Origin of the sequence: Aminobacter aminovorans, assembly GCF_900445235.1 — a bacterium.
GTDB classification, from domain to species: Bacteria; Pseudomonadota; Alphaproteobacteria; order Rhizobiales; family Rhizobiaceae; genus Aminobacter; species Aminobacter aminovorans.
This window is the reverse complement of the sequence record NZ_UFSM01000001.1, coordinates 3,163,106-3,183,273: the sequence shown is the minus strand read 5'-3', so window position 1 is coordinate 3,183,273 and position 20,168 is coordinate 3,163,106. Positions and strand designations below refer to the sequence as shown.

18 protein-coding genes and 1 pseudogene are annotated in these 20,168 nt (G+C 63.6%); 4 read left to right on the top strand and 15 right to left on the bottom strand.

Going from position 1 to position 20,168, the window contains the following annotated elements:
• Positions 1-27: 27 nt before the first annotated feature.
• The 4 genes from DY201_RS15650 to DY201_RS15635 are packed head-to-tail and all read right to left on the bottom strand — an operon-like array spanning position 28 to position 4,868.
• Complete coding sequence (locus tag DY201_RS15650) at positions 28-828, bottom strand: CoA-transferase subunit beta (RefSeq protein ID WP_115731993.1); 801 nt, start codon at positions 826-828, stop codon at positions 28-30.
• An 11-nt stretch (positions 829-839) separates the two neighbouring features.
• Positions 840-1,718, bottom strand: a complete 879-nt coding sequence (locus DY201_RS15645) for a CoA transferase subunit A (RefSeq protein ID WP_115731992.1) — start codon at positions 1,716-1,718, stop codon at positions 840-842.
• Between the two features lie 49 nt (positions 1,719-1,767).
• The gene (locus tag DY201_RS15640) at positions 1,768-3,861 is read right to left on the bottom strand and encodes a 3-hydroxyacyl-CoA dehydrogenase NAD-binding domain-containing protein (RefSeq protein ID WP_115731991.1); all 2,094 of its coding nucleotides are present in this window, start codon (positions 3,859-3,861) and stop codon (positions 1,768-1,770) included.
• Complete coding sequence (locus DY201_RS15635) at positions 3,858-4,868, bottom strand: NADPH:quinone oxidoreductase family protein (protein ID WP_115731990.1); 1,011 nt, start codon at positions 4,866-4,868, stop codon at positions 3,858-3,860. Before DY201_RS15635 ends, DY201_RS15640 begins: the two co-directional genes overlap by 4 nt.
• A gap of 226 nt (positions 4,869-5,094) precedes the next feature.
• Between DY201_RS15635 and DY201_RS15630 the strand changes: the two genes are divergently transcribed.
• Both DY201_RS15630 and DY201_RS15625 read left to right on the top strand, forming a co-directional pair.
• Positions 5,095-5,850 (top strand): SDR family NAD(P)-dependent oxidoreductase, encoded by a 756-nt coding sequence (locus DY201_RS15630; protein WP_115731989.1) that lies wholly within the window; start codon positions 5,095-5,097, stop codon positions 5,848-5,850.
• Positions 5,851-5,954: 104 nt separating this feature from the next.
• Positions 5,955-7,493: a class I adenylate-forming enzyme family protein gene (locus tag DY201_RS15625; RefSeq protein ID WP_115731988.1), complete on the top strand. Its 1,539-nt coding sequence runs from the start codon at positions 5,955-5,957 to the stop codon at positions 7,491-7,493.
• A 77-nt stretch (positions 7,494-7,570) separates the two neighbouring features.
• Here DY201_RS15625 and DY201_RS15620 read toward each other — a convergent pair whose 3' ends face one another.
• The 8 genes and pseudogenes from DY201_RS15620 to DY201_RS15590 form a co-directional block, all read right to left on the bottom strand.
• Positions 7,571-8,356, bottom strand: a complete 786-nt coding sequence (locus DY201_RS15620) for an SDR family NAD(P)-dependent oxidoreductase (RefSeq protein WP_115731987.1) — start codon at positions 8,354-8,356, stop codon at positions 7,571-7,573.
• Positions 8,353-9,108 (bottom strand): SDR family NAD(P)-dependent oxidoreductase, encoded by a 756-nt coding sequence (locus DY201_RS15615; protein WP_245432010.1) that lies wholly within the window; start codon positions 9,106-9,108, stop codon positions 8,353-8,355. Before DY201_RS15615 ends, DY201_RS15620 begins: the two co-directional genes overlap by 4 nt.
• Complete coding sequence (locus DY201_RS29750) at positions 9,105-10,007, bottom strand: branched-chain amino acid ABC transporter permease (protein WP_342635215.1); 903 nt, start codon at positions 10,005-10,007, stop codon at positions 9,105-9,107. Before DY201_RS29750 ends, DY201_RS15615 begins: the two co-directional genes overlap by 4 nt.
• Before the next feature lie 132 nt (positions 10,008-10,139).
• Positions 10,140-11,048 (bottom strand): annotated as a pseudogene (locus DY201_RS29745) (branched-chain amino acid ABC transporter permease); the annotation flags it as partial.
• Between the two features lie 5 nt (positions 11,049-11,053).
• On the bottom strand, positions 11,054-11,767 hold the full coding sequence (locus DY201_RS15605; protein WP_115731985.1) for an ABC transporter ATP-binding protein: 714 nt from the start codon (positions 11,765-11,767) through the stop codon (positions 11,054-11,056).
• Positions 11,760-12,527 carry an ABC transporter ATP-binding protein gene (locus DY201_RS15600; RefSeq protein WP_245432009.1) on the bottom strand — a complete coding sequence of 256 codons (768 nt, stop codon included), beginning with the start codon at positions 12,525-12,527 and terminating at the stop codon, positions 11,760-11,762. Before DY201_RS15600 ends, DY201_RS15605 begins: the two co-directional genes overlap by 8 nt.
• Before the next feature lie 45 nt (positions 12,528-12,572).
• Positions 12,573-12,857, bottom strand: a complete 285-nt coding sequence (locus DY201_RS15595; RefSeq protein WP_115731983.1) for a DUF1330 domain-containing protein — start codon at positions 12,855-12,857, stop codon at positions 12,573-12,575.
• Between the two features lie 59 nt (positions 12,858-12,916).
• The gene (locus DY201_RS15590; protein ID WP_115731982.1) at positions 12,917-14,113 is read right to left on the bottom strand and encodes an ABC transporter substrate-binding protein; all 1,197 of its coding nucleotides are present in this window, start codon (positions 14,111-14,113) and stop codon (positions 12,917-12,919) included.
• Between the two features lie 242 nt (positions 14,114-14,355).
• Here DY201_RS15590 and DY201_RS15585 point away from each other — a divergent pair, with 242 nt between their 5' ends.
• Positions 14,356-15,960, top strand: coding sequence for a GMC family oxidoreductase (locus tag DY201_RS15585; RefSeq protein ID WP_115731981.1), 1,605 nt, complete (start codon positions 14,356-14,358; stop codon positions 15,958-15,960).
• A 4-nt stretch (positions 15,961-15,964) separates the two neighbouring features.
• Here DY201_RS15585 and DY201_RS15580 read toward each other — a convergent pair whose 3' ends face one another.
• From DY201_RS15580 to DY201_RS15570, 3 genes are all read right to left on the bottom strand, one after another.
• Complete coding sequence (locus tag DY201_RS15580) at positions 15,965-16,420, bottom strand: nuclear transport factor 2 family protein (protein WP_165915864.1); 456 nt, start codon at positions 16,418-16,420, stop codon at positions 15,965-15,967.
• 1 nt (position 16,421) lies between these two features.
• A complete protein-coding gene (locus DY201_RS15575) occupies positions 16,422-17,360 on the bottom strand; it encodes an alpha/beta hydrolase (protein ID WP_165915865.1) in 939 nt (312 codons plus the stop codon).
• A gap of 139 nt (positions 17,361-17,499) precedes the next feature.
• Positions 17,500-18,708 (bottom strand): ABC transporter substrate-binding protein, encoded by a 1,209-nt coding sequence (locus DY201_RS15570; protein WP_115731978.1) that lies wholly within the window; start codon positions 18,706-18,708, stop codon positions 17,500-17,502.
• A gap of 222 nt (positions 18,709-18,930) precedes the next feature.
• Between DY201_RS15570 and DY201_RS15565 the strand changes: the two genes are divergently transcribed.
• Positions 18,931-20,079, top strand: a complete 1,149-nt coding sequence (locus DY201_RS15565) for an LLM class flavin-dependent oxidoreductase (RefSeq protein WP_115731977.1) — start codon at positions 18,931-18,933, stop codon at positions 20,077-20,079.
• Positions 20,080-20,168: the final 89 nt, after the last annotated feature.

Genomic DNA, 20,168 nt, shown 5'->3' with positions numbered 1-20,168 from the left:
GGCAAACAACTGCCGGCGGCGATGTCGTCACGCCGCGCGGACGCCGGGAGGGTTGCCCTTCAGCACGGTGGCGCGGACATTGTGCGGGTCGAGCTTGGCGATGATCGCCATCTGTTCCTCTGTCGGCGCCGCGGTGGTGGTCATGCCTTCGGCGCGCAGCAGCGGGAAGCCGGTGGCGTCCTGCACCTGCTCGAAGGTGACGCCAGGATGCAGCGACAGCACCTGGGCCGCATGATCAGGACCGTTGAAGTCGAACACGCAGAGGTCGGTGATGACCACGCCGAGCTTGACGTCGGCGGGCTTGGCGCCTTCCGGCCAATTCTTGGCGTTGTAGCCGACGCTCGCCACCACATCGACCTCACCTTCGACGAAAGTGCGCTTGGAGTGGCTGGGCAGGAACATCGAGTTCTTGTGGCAGATCGAGTTGCCGGGGAAGCCGCGGACGCCAAGCATGGCAACCTTCGGCTTCTGGAACTCGCCGCCAAGTGCGGAGATGTTGCCCTGACCGTAGCGGTCGACCTGCACTGGAGTCACCATGGCATGCCGACGGCCGCTCCAGACGCTGTCGAACACACGGCTGTATGGCATCCATCCGGAAAGCTTCGGCTTGTAGTCGCCGCGCGGTCCGAGCGGAATCGGGTCTTCGACGAGGTAAGCCTCGCCGTCCGTCATCATGATGCCGGGCGCGCAGGTGAGCTTGGCAAGGCCGGCGGCGAGGCGCGGAAGCGGGCCGATGCCGGTAGCGAGAACCTCGCCATCGGCTGCCCAGGCCTGTGCACCGACAGCTACGATCAGTTCGGCAAGAGTGAATTCTTTTGCAGTCGTCATGTCGTGTCCGATCAGAAAATGGGGAGCGGCAGGGCGCGGATCTTGGTTTCGCCGCCAACGCTCTTGGCGTAGCTGGCCTCGTCGCCCTTCACATATTGGTCGAAATAGCGCTGCCAGCCGCCCTCTTCGCCCGCCGATGCGGCGTAGTCCTTGAGGTGACCCATATCCCAGCCATAGGCGTCATGCGCAGCCGTCGGATGCGCGCCCATCGGTGCCGGGACCACGCCGGTGACAAGGCAGCGTTCGAACAGCTGCTGCTTGGCCCTGTCCGAATATTCGGCGTCGATGCGGTCGACCAGCACTTCGGTGGTAACGAACACCTTGTCGGCTGCGCGGGCGAACAGGCTATCGAAGAACGGGTCCGGGCCATCGGTCTGGGTGTTGCCCAGTCGGTCGGCGCGGCTGGCATGGATAAGCGCCACGTCGAGCTTGATCGCGGGCATCGCCAGCAGCACTTCGCCATCGTCATAAGGCGACTTGATCGTCTTGAAGTGCGGGTTGTATTTCATGACGTCGGAACCGAGGCCGACGCGGGTCGCCGCAAAGGGCAGATTGTGGCCGGCAGCCTGCAGCCCGAGCAGCAGCAGGCCCTCGTCGAGCTCGGAGACTTCGACCGCACCTGCTTCGCGCGCCTTGCGGAAGTAGGGCTCGATCGGCATCGCATCGAGCGAGACGAAGCCGTAGATCAGTTTCTTGACCTTGCCCGCAGCACACAGCATGCCGATTTCCGGACCGCCATAGGCGACCAGCGTCAGATTCTTGAGGTCCGAGCGCAGAATCTCGCGCACCAGCGCCATCGGCTTACGCCTGGGCCCCCAACCGCCAAAGCCGATCGTCATGCCATCGCGTAGCTGGGCGACGACCGCTTTCAGGTCCATTTCCTTGTTCATAGCATCCTAGTCCGTCTGTTCTTAATTTTGTTTCGGCAGGGATACGGGCTCAGCCGTAGAAGCCCCTGCCCTCGGCAACCAGCCGCTCGATCAGCGCAGCCGGCTTGAAGTATTGGTCGCCCACGAGGCCCGCATATTTGTCGAGCGCCGCCTTGACCTTCGGCAGGCCGACCTGGTCGGCATAGAACATCGGGCCGCCCAGATAGGTCGGGAAGCCGAAGCCATTGGTCCAGATGACGTCGATGTCGCCAGGCCGTGCCGCCGCACCCTCGTCGAGGATCCTGGCCGCCTCGTTCACCATGGCAAACAGGCAGCGTTCGAGGATTTCGTCGTCGGTGATGGCGCGCGCGGTGAAACCACGTTCCTTGCGGTGCGCGTCGAGCAACTCGTCAACGGCGGGGTCGTTCGATGCCTTGCGGTTCTCGTCATAGACGTAGTAGCCCGCGCCCGACTTCTGGCCGAGCCGGCCGGCTGCGACCAGCCTGTCGACGATGTTGCACTGCTGCTCGCGCGGCGACATGCGGGCGACCCGCGCGGCCCGTGCTGCCGCCATGATGTCCATGCCGGCGAGATCGGCCAACGCGAACGGGCCAATTGGGAAGCCGAAGGCGGTTAGCACGCGGTCGACCTGTTGCGGCGTCGCACCGTCCTCGAGCAGAAACTGAGCCTCACGCGTGCGCTTGGAGAGCATGCGATTGGCGACGAAACCTTCGGAGCGCCCGACCATCACAGGCACCTTGCCGAGGCGCTTGCCCAATGCGGTAGTGGTCGCCAGGACATCGGCGGCGGTCCTGGCTGCCCGCACATTCTCAAGCAGCTTCATGACATTGGCCGGATTGAAGAAATGCATGCCGGCGACGCGCGCCGGGTTCACCGACGACCCGGCCAGCTCCTCGATGTCGAGGAAGGACGTGTTGGTGGCGATGATGGCGTCGTTGCGCAGCACGGCATCGAGCTTGGCGAGCACGTCCTTCTTGACCGCCATGTCTTCGGTCACCGCCTCAATCACCAGGTCGACGTCGCCAATGCCGTCATAGGACGTCGTCGGCGTCAGCAGCGCCATGCGGCGCTCCATCTCTTCGGTCGACAGGCTGCCGCGCTTGACGCTGCCTTCATAGATCTTGCCGATGGCCTTGACCGCGGAGGCCAGGCCTTCATCCGTGATGCCGATCAACGTCACCGGAATGCCAATATTGAGGAAGCAGGCGGCGATGCCCCGACCCATGGTACCCGGCCCGACGATAGCGACCTTGCTCACGTCACGCGGCTTCACTTCGGCGTCGACGCCGTCGATCTTCAGCGCCTCGCGCTCAGCGGCGAAGATGTGGCGCAGCGCCTTGGACTGCGGCGAGACCAGCAGCTCTTTGCAGGTCTTGTATTCGAGCGCGATGGCCTCGGCGACCGGCGTTTCGGTGACCATCTTGATCAGATCAACCGCAACAAGAGGTGCCTTGAAGCCTTTGTATTTCTTGGCCAATGCGGCGCGGCTGGTCTCCAGGACGGCAGCGTCGAATGCCGGCACAGGCAGGTCGCTGGTACGGCGCAGCCTGGCGCCGTCGGCAATCACCTTCCCCGTGAAGGCGATTGCTGCAGCCTTGAGGTCACCCGAAACGACTTCGTCGACGATGCCCTTTTCCAGGGCGTCGCGCGCCGAAATCTGGCCACCTTCGCTGATCATCGCCAGCGCCTGCTCGACACCGGCAAGGCGCGGCAGTCGAACCGTGCCGCCCGAACCCGGCAGGATGCCGAGCTTGACTTCCGGCAGGCCGACTTTCGAGCCTTCGAGGGCGATGCGGTAGCTGCAGGCAAGCCCAATTTCAAGGCCGCCGCCGAGTGCGGTGCCATGGATGGCGGCGACTATGGGCTTGGTTGCAGCGTCGAGCGTATCGATAACCTCTCCCAGCAACGGCGCCACCATCGGTTTCTTGAACTCGTGGATATCGGCGCCGGCGATAAAAGTGCGACCTTCGCAGACGATGACCATGGCGCGCGCCTCGGCATCGCTTTCCAGTGCCTTCACTGCCTCGATCAGCCCGGACCGGACCGAATGCGACAGCGCGTTGACGGGAGGGTTGTCGACCGACGCGACCAGAATGTTGCCTTGCTTTGCGACCGAAACGGTCCTTGCGAGCAGCTCGGTCATGCCGGCACTCCTTCCTTGCTATGTCCTGAATTGCCCGTCACCAGCACGACCTTGCCTTTGACGGCGCGGTCCATGACGACGTCGAGCGCTTCGGCGAAGCGATCGAGCGGATATTCGGCCGAGATATGCGGCCTGAGCTTGCCCTTGGCGAACCAGTCCATCAGCTCGGCGATATTCTCGGCATTCTTCTCCGGCGCCGAGCGTGCATAGGCGCCCCAGAACACGCCGATCAAAGCCGACTGCTTGAGCAGCAAAAGGTTGAGCGCAATCTTGGGGATGTCGCCGGCGGCAAAGCCGATCACCAGCAAACGACCGAAAAGTGCCAGACCGCGCACCGCCGTTTCCGTCATGGTGCCACCGACAGGATCATAGACCACGTCGACGCCCTGCCCGTCCGTCAGTTCCTTGAGCCGCTGGCGAAGATCCTCGGTCGAATAGTTGATCGTCTCGTCGGCCCCGTATTCGCGGCATAGCGCCAACTTCTCGTCGCTGGAGGCGGCAGCAATGACCCGCGCCCCCATCTGCTTGCCGAGCTCGACCGCTGTCAGCCCGACGCCGCCGGCAGCGCCGAGAACCAGCAGCGTTTCGCCCGGCTTGATCTGCGCACGATCCTTGAGCGCATGGTGCGATGTGGCATAGGTGATGAGGAAGCCGGCGGCTTCGACGAAGCTCATCTCGGCGGGGATCGGAAACACCTTCCAGGCATCGACCGCGACCTGCTCGCCATAGCCACCGATGCCGGCAAAGGCCAACACGCGCGCCCCAACCTTCAGGCGCTCGACACCATCGCCGACCGCGATGATGACGCCGGCGGCTTCGCTGCCAGGCGTGAAGGGTAGCTCGGGCTTGGTTTGATACTTGCCCTCGACCATCAGACCGTCGAAGAAGTTGATGCCGCATGCCTCGATGCGGATCACCACCTGGCCCGGTTTCACCACCGGTTCAGGGACCTCTTCGATCCTGAGCTGCGCCCTCGGGGCGAACTCCTTGCAGATCACTGCCTTCATTTCGATACGCCGCTTGTTGCTGCCATTTCGGCACTACCAATTTCTTCAATCGAAGCAAGGAATGGGACAGGGGCAGACCGCTAACATCGTCTGATGGGACTAGTCACAAGGCTGCAGGCATTTTGGCCGCCAAGCCGCTGAAATGTCCGGCAATCTTAGTCCCTTCGGACGATGTTGAAGGCGCCCGGGCGCGCAGGTTCGCGGGTACCGTTTCGAGGAGATCATCATGGCCCGTCTTGCAGGCAAAGTGGCATTCATTTCAGGCGCGACCGGCGGCATTGGCGAGGCTGCGGCGCGGCTCTTTGCACGTGAAGGTGCCAAGGTGGCGGTGGCCGGCCGCAGCCGCGACAAAGGCGAGGCCATTGCCTCCTCCATCAATGCATCCGGAGGCACAGCACTCTATGTCGAGACAGACGTCACCGAGCCTGACAGCGTCGAGGCTGCGTTCAGGCTCGTGATGGAAAGCTGGGGTCGGCTCGACGTGCTCTACAACAACGCCGGTGGCTCGAGTTCAGCCGACGGCCCGGTGACGGTTGCGCCGTTCGAGGAGTTCTGGCGCTGCATCAAGCTCGACCTGTTCGGCACCTGGGTCTGCTGCCGCAACGCGATTCCCCTGATGCAGCAGTCTGGCGGCGGCTCGATCATCAATTGCTCGTCGATCGTCGGCGCCATGGGCATCCCCAACCGCGACGCCTATTCGGCGGCCAAGGGTGGCGTCATCTCGCTCACCCGCTCGATGGCGGTGGAATTCGCCAAAGACAACATCCGCGTCAACGTGCTGGTGCCGGGCGCGGTCGCCACTGACCGTGTGCTGGGCTTCTTCGAGCGCGAGCCGCATCTCAAGGCGCAGTTCGACGCCTATCTGCTCGGTATCGCCGAACCCATCGATGTCGCCAACGCAGCGCTGTACCTGGCCTCGGACGAATCGCGGAAGATGACCGGTCACCAGTTGCCTATCGACGGCGGCATCCTGATTTCATGACCGGCGCGCCCGGACTGGCTTAGTCTGTGCAGACGATGCCCGCTTCCGCGGGCAAGTTCTCTAGTCGCCACGGAATCCCAATTTCGACTGCAGGAAATACGAGCATGGAAATCCTGAGCCAGGTGCTGGCGCGGAACGCACGGCTGATCGGCGAGCGAAATTTCATCGTCACCGACAAGGAGACGATCACCTATGCGCGCTTCGCCGAACTGACGGCACAGCTGGCAAATGTGCTCCAGGCGCGCGGCGTGGCCAAGGGTGACCGCGTCGGGCTCTATCTGCCGAGCACGCCGATGATGGCGATCGGCTTCTGGGCCTGTCAGCGCCTCGGCGCGATCCCGGCCCCGCTCAGCGCCATGTTCCGCCACGCCGAGCTGCGCAAGATCGTTGCCCAGACCGGCATGAAGGCGCTCGTCGCTGACAGTTCGACCTGGTCCTATTTTTCCGAGATCAGGGCCGAGTTTGCCGATCTCGCCCATTGCCTTGTCGTCTCGGGCGACGGCAGCACCGACGACCTCACCTCGCTGATGGCCACAGCGCCCGCGACGTTCGAAGACGTTGCCTGCCACATCGACGACATCTGTGCCCTGTTCTTCACCTCCGGCACGACCGGCGCGCCCAAGGGTGCCGCGCAATCGCAGTTCAACCAGTGCTCGACACTGCGCGACATGATGGTGTCGCACCGCACGCGCTTTGCCGAGGAAGTCTATCTCTGCGCCGTGCCGCTGTTCACCAATTTCGGCCTGACCGTGACGCTCAACCTCTGCCTGTACACCGGTGGCACCATCGTCCTGCACGAGCGCTGGGATACCCAGCGTGTGCTTTGCGAAATCGGCGAATACAAGGCGACCTATTTCGGCGGCACGCCGACCATGTATGTCTACATGGTCAACGAGGTCGATCCGGCCAAGCACGATCTGTCGTCGCTGCGCATCTGCACCACGGGCGGCTCGCCGGTGCCCCAGCCGGTCATCCGCCGTTTCGAGGAGTTGTCGGGCGCCCGCGTCACGCAAGTTTACGGCTCGACCGAAACCAGCGGCCAGAACGTCATGGAACCGACTGCGGGTATTCGCAAGCCTGGCTCGGCCGGCCTTCCGGTCGGCAGCTCGCGCATCTCTATCGTCGACGACCAAGGCAGTGTCGTGCCGCAGGGCGAAATCGGCGAGGTCATCATTTCAGGCGATTGCGTCGCCCAGGGCTACTGGATGGACGACAAGGCGTCTGCCGAGGCCTTCGGCAATGGCGGCTGGAAGTCGGGCGACCTCGGTTATGTCGACGAGGACGGCTACCTGTTCATCGTCGACCGCAAGAAGGACGTCATCATCGCCGGCGGCCACAATGTCTATCCGCTGGAGATCGAGGCATTGCTCTACAAACATCCTGCGGTTGCGATGTGCGCGGTGGTCGGCGCGCCAGACGAGAGCAAGGGCGAAATCCCTGTCGCGGTGGTCGTCAAGGCCGAGGGCCAGGATGTGACGGCGGAAGAATTGATCCGCTACTGCCGCGAGAGCCTTGCTGCCTACAAGGCCCCGCGCGCCGTCCACTTCATCGACACCATGCCGGTCGAGGCTGCTAAGATCCGCAAACGCGAGCTGGTGCTGGCGCTGCGCGAAAACCGACTGGACGATTTCAGGAACAAGTAAACGCGGGACACCAGAACGCAAAAGGCCGCGTCAAATGCGCGGCCTTTTGCATTGCAGCTTACACCTGGCCATTGTCCCTAAGCGGACACCACATCACCCGCGCCACCAAAAGCGCTCCAGCCGCCATCGACCGGCAGAACCGTGCCTGTGATGTAGGACGCCCAGTCCGACAACAGGAACACGGCGGCTCGCGCCATTTCTTCCGGCAGGGCCAGTCGGCCGAGCGGCGTACGCCGTTCCAGGATCGTCGGGTCGAATGCCTTGCGCTCGAGCAACGCCTGAACCATCGGCGTCAGCGTATAGGCCGGTGCGATCGCGTTGACCCGGATGCCCGAGGGACCCCATTCGCAGGCCAGCGTGTGCGTCAGATGGTTGATGCCGGCCTTGGCCGCAGCATAGGCCGAGCGGCGCGGGAAGCCGCCGAGCCCGACGATGGACGACACATTGACGATGGCGCCGCGCTTCTGCGCCAGCATCGGTCGTGATGCGGCGCGGCACATCAGGTAAGTGCCCTTGAGGTTGACGTCGATGACGCGCTGCCAGCGTTCCACCGACTGTTCGTGCACCGGCACGAGGTCGTCGCCGATGCCGGCCGAGTTGAAAACGAGATCGAGGCCGCCGAGAGCAGCGATCGCTTCCCTGACCATGCGCTCGGCATCGTCCTCGCTTGCGACGTCGCCCTGGGTGACATCGGCTGCTGCGGTGCGTTGTGCCGCCGGATCGAGTTGTTCGCGGTTCAGGTCGGCAATGACCACGCGTGCGCCTAGATCCGAGAGCAGCCTTGCCACCGTTTCGCCAATGCCGCTGGCGCCGCCGGTCACCAGCACCCGCTTGCCGTCGAACCTGATCGCCGGTACACTCATGCGTCGGGATCCCCGCCGTCTTCGGCGTCCTGCTTGAAGTGGAAGTCCGGCTGCCATTCTGCACGCGGCTGGACATGCAGCCTCCAGTAGGCTGCAGCGACCAGATCGTGGTCGTAAGGCGTTCCGGCCTGCATCGTGCCATGGATGGCGACAGTCGACACATGGATACCCGCAGGCGTGAGTTCCTTCTCCAGCGAGTGTCCGAGGCTGCGCAGCGCCGCCTTGCCGAGCGAGGTCACGCCCCATTCGATCCACGGTCCAAAGGCAAGCACACCACCGGTGAGCAGGATCGTACCGCGACCGCGGTCGATCATTCCTGGCGCAACGGCCTGGGCTGCATGCAGTGCACCGGCCACGTTGGTCCTGAAGGCGTCGACGACGTAATCGACGCTGGCCGCCTCGCCATGCGGCTTCCAGCCGTCGGCTGTGCCGTATCTTATCTCGCCCAGTCGCGACGGCGTGACGAACCGCGCCGGCTCGATGATGGCGGCATTGTAGATCAGCGCCTCGGCATCGCCATGCCGCTCGCGGATCGCCGCATGGACATGGTCCATCTCTTCGGGCTTGCCGGCGTCGCCGACAAATCCGGTAACATCGAGGCCCTCGGCCCTCAGCTCCTGCTCGTAGCGTGCAATCGCTTCTGCGCGGCGGCCGACAAAGGCAACACGATGTCCTTCGCGCGCGAACTTCTTCACCAAAGCCTGGCCAAGTCCGGGCCCCATGCCGATGACCAGAGTCGACGCCGTGCTCATTGCACCGCCGTGATTTTCGTCGTGGCCTCGGTGCGGTCGGCCGTCTGCTGAGCCTTGCGCTCGGCGCGGTTCGCCAGGAATTCCTCCAAAGTGCCGATGATGCCCTTGCGCAGGAACAGTACGCAGAGAACAAAGATGATGCCTTGCACCACCACGACCCAGGCACCGAGGGTGGCCAGCTCGCGTTGCAGCGTCACCAGCACCGCCGCACCGACCACCGGTCCAAGCAGCGTGCCGACGCCACCGATCAGCGTCATCAACAGCACGTCGGCGGAGGTCATGAAGAAGACGTCGGCCAGCGACGCCAGCTGGAAGATAATCGCCTTGAGGCCGCCTGCTACGCCCGACAGCATCGCCGAAAGCGTGAATGCGATCAGCTTGAAGCGGTCGGTCGAATAGCCGAGCGAAATGGCGCGCGGCTCGTTCTCGCGGATCGACTTCAGTGTCTGGCCGAAGGGCGAATGGATGATGCGGTAGACGAAGGCGAAGCCGGAGAGGAACACTGCGAGCGTCACGTAGTACATGTTCAGCGTGTTGGAGAGATCGATGACGCCAAACAGCATGCCGCGCGGCACCGACTGGATGCCGTCCTCGCCATGGGTCCATGGCGCCTGCACTGCGTAGAAATAGATGATCTGCGCCAGCGCAAGCGTGATCATGGCGAAGTAGAGCCCCTGTCGGCGGATCGCCAGCCAGCCGAACAGCGCGCCGATCGTCGTCGCCACCATGACGCCCAGAAGGATGCAGAGCTCGGTCGGCAGGCCCCAGGCGGCAGCGGCATGCGCCGTCACATAAGCCGACGCCCCGTAGAAGGCGGCATGCCCGAAGGCGAGGAGGCCGACGTAACCGAAGATCAGATTGTAGGCGAGTGCAAACAGCGCCAGCACCAGGATCTTCATGCCCATGACGGGATAGAGGAGGAACGGCAACGCCACGCCGCCGACCGTGAAGATCGCGAGCCAAAGGCGACCGTTCTCGAGGAAGCTGCCGGAGCGGCCCGACGAGACGTCGGCGACCGAGTGGCTCGTCGTTTCCTTGCCGAACAGGCCGGCCGGGCGGAAGATCAGCACCAGCGCCATGATGATGAAGATCACGGTTGCCGAGGCCTGCGGATAGAACACCTTGGTCAGGCCCTCGATCACGCCGAGCATCAGGCCGGAAACGATGGCGCCGAAGATCGAGCCCATGCCGCCGATGACCACGACGGCGAAGATGGTGATGATCATGCCCTGCCCCATCTGCGGGCTGACCTGGTAGATCGGGGCTGCCATGACGCCGGCGAAACCGGCAAGACCGACACCGAACGCGTAGGTCAGCATCAACAAGCGCGGCACGTTGATGCCGAAAGCGCGGACGAGATCGGGATTTTCGGTCGCGGCCCGGAGGTAAGAGCCGAGCTTGGTTCGCTCGACCATGTACCAGGTGCCGAAGCAGACGACGATTGCCGCAGCGATAACCCAGGCGCGGTAGATCGGCAGGAACATGAATCCGAGATTGATACCGCCTTTCAGAGACTCCGGCACGCCGTACATCTGGCCGGCGGCACCGTAATAGACGTTGAAGGCCCCCTCGATCGCCATGGCGAGGCCGACGGTCAAAAGCAGGCCGTAGGCATGGTCGAGATCGTAGACGCGGCGGATGAAGATGCGCTCCATCAGTGCGCCGATGACAGCCACCACCAGTGGAACGATGACCAGCGCCCACCAGTAGCCGATGGACGGCAGACCAAGACCCGGGAACAGTTCGGGCAAGCGCATGAGATACCAGGCGCCGAATGCACCCAGCATGTATTGCGCGCCATGGACGAAGTTGCCGATGCGCAACATGCCGAAGATGATCGCCACGCCCAGGCTCATCATGGCGTAGAACGAACCGTTGATGAGGCCGACGAGCAGCTGGCCGAAAAGAAGGGTTGGCGGAACGCCAATCAGGTCCATCATGGCCATCACACCCCGAGATAAGCTTGGATTTTGGCTTCGTTGCCGGCGAGTTCGTCGCGGCTGAAGCGCTCGACCACCTTGCCGTGGTCGACGACGAAATGCCGGTCGGCGAGCTTGGAAGCGAAGCGGAAGTTCTGCTCGACCAGAAGGATGGTGAAACCCCTCGCCTTCAGCTTCTCGAGCACGACGGCGATCTGCTTGACGATGACTGGCGCGAGGCCCTCGGTCGGCTCGTCGAAGATCAAAAGCTTGGCGCCCGTGCGCAGGATGCGACCGATGGCCAGCATCTGCTGCTCGCCACCCGACAGCTTGGTGCCGGGGCTCTGCCAGCGCGCCTTGAGATTGGGAAACAGCTCGAGAATCTCATCCACCGTCATGCCGCCCTTGGCAATGACCGGTGGCAGCTCCAGGTTCTCGGCAACCGACAGGCTCGAGAAGATGCCGCGTTCCTCCGGGCAATAGGCGATGCCGCGCCGGGCGATGAATTCAGGCGCCCGCGTTGCAACGTTCTCACCGCGATAGGTGATAACGCCGGTCTTCTTGCGCACCAGGCCCATGATACAGCGCAGCGCTGTCGTCTTGCCGGCGCCGTTGCGGCCCAGCAGCGTGACGAGTTCGCCTTCGCGGATGTCAAAATTCATGCCGTGGAGCGCCTTGCTCTCGCCGTACCAGGCATGCAGGTCGGCTATGTCGAGCACCACCTTGGAAGTCTCAGTCATCTGCGCCACCGATATAGGCTTCGACAACGCGCGGATCGCGCGACACGGTCTCGTAGTTGCCCTCGGCCAGCACCCGTCCCTGCGCCAGCACGGTGATGGTGTCGGAAAGGGCCGAAACCACCGACAGATTGTGCTCGACCATCAGGACAGTGCGCTCGCTTGCTACCTTACGGATCAGCTCGGCGATGCGGTCTACGTCCTCATGGCCCATGCCCGAGGTCGGCTCGTCGAGCAGCAGCATCTCGGGATCCAGCGCCAGCGTCGTGGCAATCTCCAGCGCCCGCTTGCGTCCATAAGGCAGATTGACCGCGACATGGTTGCGATAGGAAAGCATGCCGACAGCGTCGAGCAGCTCATCGATGCGATCGTTGAGCACGCCGAGCGTGCGTTCGCTTTGCCAGAAGCGATAGGAGGTCCCTGTCGGCCGCTGCAGTGCCATGCGCACGTTTTCACGCACGCTCATGCGCGGAAACACCGCCGAAATCTGGAACGATCGAACAATGCCCTTGCGCGCCACCTCTTCCGGCTTCAGCGCGGTGATGTCCTCGCCGTTGTATCGGATCGTACCTTCGCTCGGCTGCAGGAACTTGGTGATCAGGTTGAAGGTCGTCGTCTTGCCGGCGCCGTTGGGGCCGATCAGGGCGTGGATGGTATTGCGCCGGACCTTGAGGTCAACGTCCTTCACGGCGGCGAAGCCGTAGAAATACCGGCTCAGCCCGGACGCCTCGATGATGTAGTCGCCCGCAGTGCCTTGCTGCACCTTGTCCTCCACGTACTCTAGGAAATATGCGGCACAGGGCGCCCGTCATGCGTTGACGAGAATGCCCTTGCCGCGTGATGCCAGCTGCCTGAGCGCCACCACCTTCTGGTAGTCTTCCGAATGGTAGAATTGGCGCGCGGCGTCAGCGCTCGGGAACTCGACCACCGCGATCGATGCCGGCTGCCAGCCGCCCTCGAGGCTTTCGATGCGATCGCTCGACAAGACGAAACGCCCGCCGCCGGCCGCCATGATCGGCCCGGCGACTTCGCGATAGTGCTGCCAGGCGGCCTCGTCGGTGATTTCGATCTCGAAGATCAGATAGCCGGGCAAGTCGTCACTCCATCGGGTGAATGCGCCGGACGGCGAACGTGCCGCCCGGCGCTGTCAGATCAGCCATTGGCCAGCTTGCAGGCGCTCTTGTCGATCGAGCGGAAGGCGACGTCGGCCGGAACGGTGGTCACGACCTTGAACACGTCCTGTGCATCTGACGCCTCGCCGGGCGCACGCACCTCGAGCAACTGCATGTCATGCACGAGGCGGCCGTTGGGCAGTAGCGTCGCATTCTTTGCGAACAGGTCGTTGATCTTGCCTTCGCGCAGCTTGGCGAGCACTGCGGTCGGCTCGTCGGTACCGGCGGCCTTGACGGCGTTCAGGTAGTTGGTAGCTGCGGAATAGGCGCCGGCCGCAACCCAGCCCGGAGCATTGCCGGTCTTCTTCTGCATCTCTTCCTTGAAATGCTTGGAGGCGTCGTCGGTGTTCCAATACCAGGCGGCCGCAAACTGGATGCCCTTCAGCGCTTCAAGGCCGATGGCGCGCGCATCCGACTGGTGCAGCACGGTCAGCGCCACGCGCATACCCTGGTCGATCAGGCCGAATTCCTGGACCTGCTTGAGCGCATTGACCAGTTCAGGACCATTGACGGTCAACGCCAGAACCTTGGCGCCCGAGGCCTGGGCCTGCAGTATGTAGGACGAGAAGTCGGTGGTGCCGAGCGGCGCCCGCACCGAACCCAGTATCTTGCCGCCTTCTTCCTCGACGGCAGTCTTCACGCCGGCTTCCAGCACCTTGCCGGCTTCATAGTCCGGCGACAGGATGAACCAGGTCTCGCCACCGGCCTTGAGCTGGGCGCTGACCGACGAACGTACCTGTGAATAGGCGTCATATGCCCAGGCCATGCCGTAGCCGTTGCAGTCGGCTTCGGTCATCTTGTCGGTCATCGGCGAGACGAAGAAGCCGAGCTTCTTCTGTTCGCCCAAAAGGTTGTTGACCGAAAGCGCGATTGCCGAATTGGCGACATCGAACAGCGCGTCGACATTGTCGCGCTCCAGCCATTCGCGGGCAATGGACAGTGCGATCTCGGGCTTGTTCTGATGATCGGCCGAGACCAGTTCGATCGGCTTGCCCAGCACTTGACCGCCAAAGTCGGAGATTGCAAGCTTGACCGCCTCGGTCACCTCCGTGCCGCCGAGCGCGGAGAAGGACGAGCTCTGGTCGTTGAGCACGCCGAGCTTGACGCTTGCATCCTGTGCTGCGGCAGTCAGCGCGGTCGACAGCAGCAAAGCTGCCGCGAGAATGGATTTCTTCATGTCATTCCTCCCCAGGAACGTAGGCTTTGGTGCCGGTCTGGATGCGCGCCGGCATTGATGTGCGCGCAAGGCCGCCACGCTGCATGGCGTGACGACTCCTCAAGGAGAAATCACAGGATGCAGGCGAGCCGAACATCGTCCATGCGGACTACCGCATATGTCGGCCTGGACCCGAGCAACGCTTGCCCGGGCTAGTTCGTTTGCAGGATGCGAGCCGGCGCGCACGCGCAAGACATCGCGGCATGAGTGAATTCGATACGATCATCGTTGGCGCCGGCTCGGCCGGCTGCGTGCTGGCCAACCGGCTGAGCGAGGACCCGGGACACAGGGTGCTTGTCCTCGAGGCCGGACCATCGGACCTTCATCCCTTGGTCCGGATGCCCCGGGGATGGGTCAAGCTGACCAAGCATCCGAAACGCTCCTGGAACTTTCCTGTCGAGCATGAAGAGGGCCGGCCGGAGGCCGAGACATGGGCGCGCGGCCGCGGGCTTGGCGGATCTAGCTCGATAAACGGAATGCTCTATTGCCGGGGCGCCCCCGAGGACTACGACAGCTGGGCCGACTTCGGCGTCAAGGGCTGGAGCTGGACCGAGATGGCGCCAGTCTTCCGCAAGATAGAGAACCATCAGCTTGGTGGCGATGCCATCAAGGGCGGCAATGGTCCCTTGCAGGTCAGCGTTCGTCCTCTGGCCAATCCCCTCGGCCAGGCGATCCTCGACGCAGGCGCCTCGCTCGGCCTCGATCATCTCGACGATCTCAACGGCATCAGGCGAGATGGCGTCGGCACCTACACGCATACGATCGACCACAACGGGCGGCGCATGAGCGCGGCCCGCGCCTTCCTCCGGCCGGCGATGCGGCGCAAGAACCTCATCGTCCGCACCGGCGCCCAGGTCCTGCGCATCCTGTTCGAAGGCCGTCGGGCGGTAGGCGTCGAATATGTCGCGGGCGGTCGCAAACGCACCGCGCGGGCGGCAAGCGAGGTCATCGTCGCCTGCGGCGCGATCCAGTCACCACAACTGCTGCAGGTTTCGGGTATCGGCCGCCACGACGTGCTTTTGTCGGCCGGGGTCGACACGATCGCCGACCTGCCGGGCGTCGGCCGCAACTGCGCCGAGCATCTTGTCGTGGCACTGCCCTATCGCCTTGCCGGAATGCATGGCCACAACCCCAGGCTCAGCGGCCTGCGTCTGGTTGGCGAGGTTATGCGCTATTACCTCGCCGGCACGGGCCTGATGAGCTTCGGTGCGTCGGAAATGGGCGGCTTCGTCCGCTCTTCGCCTGAGGTCGCCTATCCCGACCTGCAGCTGTCGTTGTCGCCCTACACCTTTGCCCGCGGGCTGCTGCAGGGCCGGCTGAAGCTCGAAGGCCGGCCCGGCATCACCATCATCGGCTACGCCCTGCGGCCGGAAAGCCGCGGCGAGATAACGATACGATCGGCGGACATGCGCGACATGCCGTTAATACGGCCGAACTGGCTGGCGACAGAATGCGACCGGCGCACGGCGGTCGCGATGATGCGCATCATGCGCGACTTCGTCGGCCAGCCAGCGTTGCGACCCTTTGTGCAGGAAGAGCTGTGGCCGGGTCTGGCAGTGCAATCGGACGACGACATGCTTGCTGCCTTCCGCTCGACCTTCGTGTCGGGACTGCACGCGGTCGGCAGCTGCCGGATGGGCGACGATGCTGGCGCTGTCGTCGACGACCGGCTGCGCGTCCGTGGCGTCGACGGCCTTCGCGTGGTCGATGCGTCGGTCATCCCGGCCCCGATCTCCGGCAATACCAACGGCCCTGTGATGGCGTTGGCCTGGCGCGCAGCTGATATGATACTTGAGGAGCGTCGTTGAACCGTCAGAAATCGAAGAACTCACTGCGCGCGTTACTGAAGGCTTTTTCCAACCTATGGACCATGCGCCATCCCTCATCGGTCCTGCGGTAACGCACGTCATACTGGCCACAGGCCGTTCGGCTCATCGTGTGGTTGGCAGCGAGCCGGCCGACGGCAACGAACTGGAAATGCAGGTGCCCCATAGCTTCGTCGCCGTCGATTTCGAGCAGCGGCAGACCGGGCACATGCACACCCGTGAAATTCGAGGTGAAGTCTTTGCAGAAGGCTGACAGCTGATCTCGGCCCTCTACCTTGAGCGCCGGACGATCGCCAACGGCGGCCATCTCGAACACGCCGTCTGCGGTGAACACCTTCGCCCACTCGATGTGGTTGCCGTAATCCCAGGCACGGGCATAATTTGCCTCGAGCGCAATGATGTCGAGCATCGCCTCGGCACGCGCCAGCCTGACCTCGAGCATCTCACGCGCTCCGGATAAATGCGTCGCGCAGCCTGACGCCGCCATGGTCGATCGCCAGCCGCGCCTTGCCGATCAGCCCGACCATGCTGGCAAAGCCATGCGAGACGCCGTCGTAGCGTCGTGTCTCAAGGTCGACACCCGATTCGGTGAGCGCCAAGCAGAAAGCCTCGACCTCGCTGCGCAGCGGATCGAACTCGGCAATGGCGACGGTCGTCTGCGGCAATCGCGCAAGATCGTGCGACCGCAACAGCGCGACCCGCGGATCTGCCAGATCCGCATTGCTGACATATTGCCGCCAGTACCAGCGCATCATCTCGGAGCTGAGGAACGGAGTCTGCGGGAAGGTGTCGTAGCTCGTGCCGGAAGCCGTGGGATCCAAAGCAGGATAGAACAGCAAAAGGTGTCGCAGTTTCAGGCGGACCTCCGGTGAAGCATGGAGCGCGACCGCGGCCGCCAGATTGCCCCCGGCGCTGTCTCCGGCGAGCGCCAGCCTCCTGCCATCGCAGCCTAGTGCGGCAGCATTACCCGCTGCCCATTCCAGTGCAGCCGATGCATCCTCATAAGCCGCCGGAAACCGGTATTCCGGCGCCAGCCGGTAGTCGATCGACAGCACCGCGCAATCGCCCGCCTTGGCCAGCGCCCGGCAGAAATTGTCATGCGTATCCAGCGAGCACAGCACGAAGCCGCCGCCATGCAGGAAGACCAGCAGCGGCAATGCCTCGCCTTGACGGGGCTTGTAGAGCCGCGCCGGAATATCTCCGACGCCGCCGGCAACGGTCATGTCCTCGACCGCGGCCATCTCGACGCGCTCCGTCGGCCATCCCGCCGCATGCACCGCAGCGCGGAGCGCCGGGATTTCGACATGGTCGAGGTCGAGCGCCGGTCGCCTGGCGATGATCTCCGCCATCGCGGCAATATCCGCATCGAGCGCCAATTCCATAACCAATCTCCCCGGCATTTCGTCGGCTGACATGGAGGCAAACCCAGCGGTTTGCCGCATCGTTCGATCGGGTGAGCCAATGAAAAAAGGCGCCGCCGGAAACCGGCGACGCCTTTCGCACGTTGAATCGTTCTGGTGCTTACCGGGCGCAGTCGGCGCGCTCTACCAGACCGTCTTCGCGCAGCTGGTAGGGGTTCTTGACGACTTTGAGGCTCTCCACCGACGGCAGGAAGTGGTTGTCTGCGCTGGCCGCCAGCTTGCCCGTCAGCGTCTTGATCTCGCCTGCATTGGCCTCGATCCAGGCAGCGACCGACTTGCCGTCGGTCTTGCCCGAGCCGTTCATGGCAGCAGCCAGGATGAAGGGCTGGATGTAATAGGGCACCAATGCCGACGGCCCGCCCATGCGGTCGAGATCAGTAATGTCGGCCTTGGCCTTCTCCGCGAACTTGGCGAACGGCTTCTCGCCCAAGGCATCGCCGGGGCAGAAGGTCATGCCCTCGAACTGCACCGAATAGACGCCCTCAAACGGTTCCGTGCCGATGGTGGCGGCGTTGCCGACGGCGTAGTTGGTCATGGTCAGGCTTGCCAGCACCGGGACGTCCCAGCCGATATCATAGCGGTTTTCCAGCATCTTGCGGGCATCGTCGCCGATCGAGTTGATCAGCAGCACTGCTTCCGCCTCGGAGTTGCGAAGCGAAAACAGCTGCGGGGTCATGTCCTCGGTGCGGAAGGCGAATTCCTGGATGGCGACAGGCTCCACACCCTTGCCCTTCATGTAGTTGACGATGTCGGACACCGCGGCCTTCGACATACCGCCATTGTCGGAGATCAGCGCCAGCTTGGTCAGCTTCAGCATGTCGAGTGCGTAAGCGATGTTGGGGATCATCTGGTTCTCGCCGATCGGCGAGGTCGAGAAATGGTACGGTCCGACCTGAGGTGTCAGCTGCGTCGAAGCCGCGCTCGAAATCTGGGCGATGTTGGCTTCGGTGCCGATCGGCATAAGCGGCGTCGTTTCCTGGCTGGTCGCGGGACCGACCACAGCTGTGACCTTCTCGCTCTCGATCAGGCGGCGCATCTCGCTCACGCCATGCGTCGGGTCGGTCATCGTGTCGGCCAGCACCAGCTCGACCTTTTTGCCAAGGATGCCGCCGGCAGCGTTGATGTCGTCGACCGCGCGCTTCCAGGCCACCTCGGCATTCTTGCCGATCGAGGCGCCGGCGCCGGTCAGCGACATGATACCGCCAATCTTGATCGTCTCTTCGGCTCGGGCCGTGCTGGCACACGTAAGCGCGGTGAACGACACCAAGGCAGCGACAACGGCGCCCCGGCTGCAAATGCTGGAAGTCATATTCTGGTCTCCACGGAAATCGATGCCGCCGTTTCGGCCTAACGCGATTGGCCGGCATCGTCCATAAGGACCATTGAATTGAGCCAGCAGCTGCCTCGCCTGGCCCAATGCCATCGGCCGTGTAACAGCCCTCACCCGATCGAACGATGAATTTCGTGACCTCACACCGGAGACTCCAGCCCATGCCGAAGGGGCAATTGTCTAAAGTGGAGGAGCCTGCCAGTGAAATTTTCCATGATCTACGAGGCACAGATCGCCGAAACCCACCGGGAAGCCGAACAGCAGGTGTTCCGCGAGATGGCGGAGCAGTGCGTGCAGCTCGACAGGAGCGGCTTCGACGGGGTCTGGTGCGTCGAGCACCATGGCCTGACGCAGTATTCGCACATGTCGGCGCCGGAAACCTTCCTCGCCTTCGTCGCCGGCCAGACGAAGAAACTCGAGATCGGCCACGGCGTTGTCTGCCTGCCGCCGGCGATGAACCATCCCATCAAGGTTGCCGAGCGCGTCGCCATGCTCGACATCCTGTCCAATGGCCGCGTCAACTTCGGCGTCGGCAAGGGTGGCAGCCAGCAGGAAGCCGGTGCCTTCGGCTACCAGCTGTCCGAACTGCAGCCGTTGATCGACGAGAGCATGTATCTGATCCCGCGCCTCTTCAGCGAAGAAGTGGTCGAGCATGACGGCCAGTACATCAAGTTCCCTGCCCGCCCCGTCCATCCCAAGCCACTGCAGCAACCGCACCCGCGCATGTTCATGGCCTGCACGCGCTGGGAAGCGGTGGTGACAGCCGGCTCGCGTGGCCTCGGTGCGCTGGTCATGGGTTTCGGCGGCCCCGACGAGATCAAGACCAAGAGCGACGCCTACCGGAAGGCCTTTGCCGAGCGCAAACTGGAAGACCAGGTCGGTTTGCGTCCGACCGAGCATCTTTCCGCCCTGTGCCCGGCCATCGTCCTGCGTGACCGCGACAAGGCCCGCCGCATCGGCTTGCGCGGCCAGCGCTTCTTTGCCGAGGCGCTGTCGCACTGGTACCAGGGCGGCCCCAGGCCTGAGGTTGACGACATGAGCCCGGAGGAGCATCTCGCTGCCCTCGACAAGGTGCGCGAGCACAAGTTCGCCAAGCTCGGGGAAGACAAGATCGCCTACAATCCGCAGGCCTATGGTTATCTCGACGACATCAACGACGCCTATGGAACGCCGGAGGATTGTATCCGCTACGTCGAGCGCCTGTTCGAGGCCGGTGCCGACGAGATCATGTTCCTGTCGCAGATGGGCACCGTGCCGCATGAAGCGATCATGGAGACGATCGAGCTGATTGGCTGCGAGGTGATCCCGCATTTCCGAGGCAAGAAGCTGCGCGTCGCTGCCGCCGAATAGGTTACCAGCGGTCGGTACCACAGGTGCCGGCCGCCTTTTCCCGCACCGGAAATGACAAAGGCCGGCACCACCTTGCCGGCCTTTCCGCT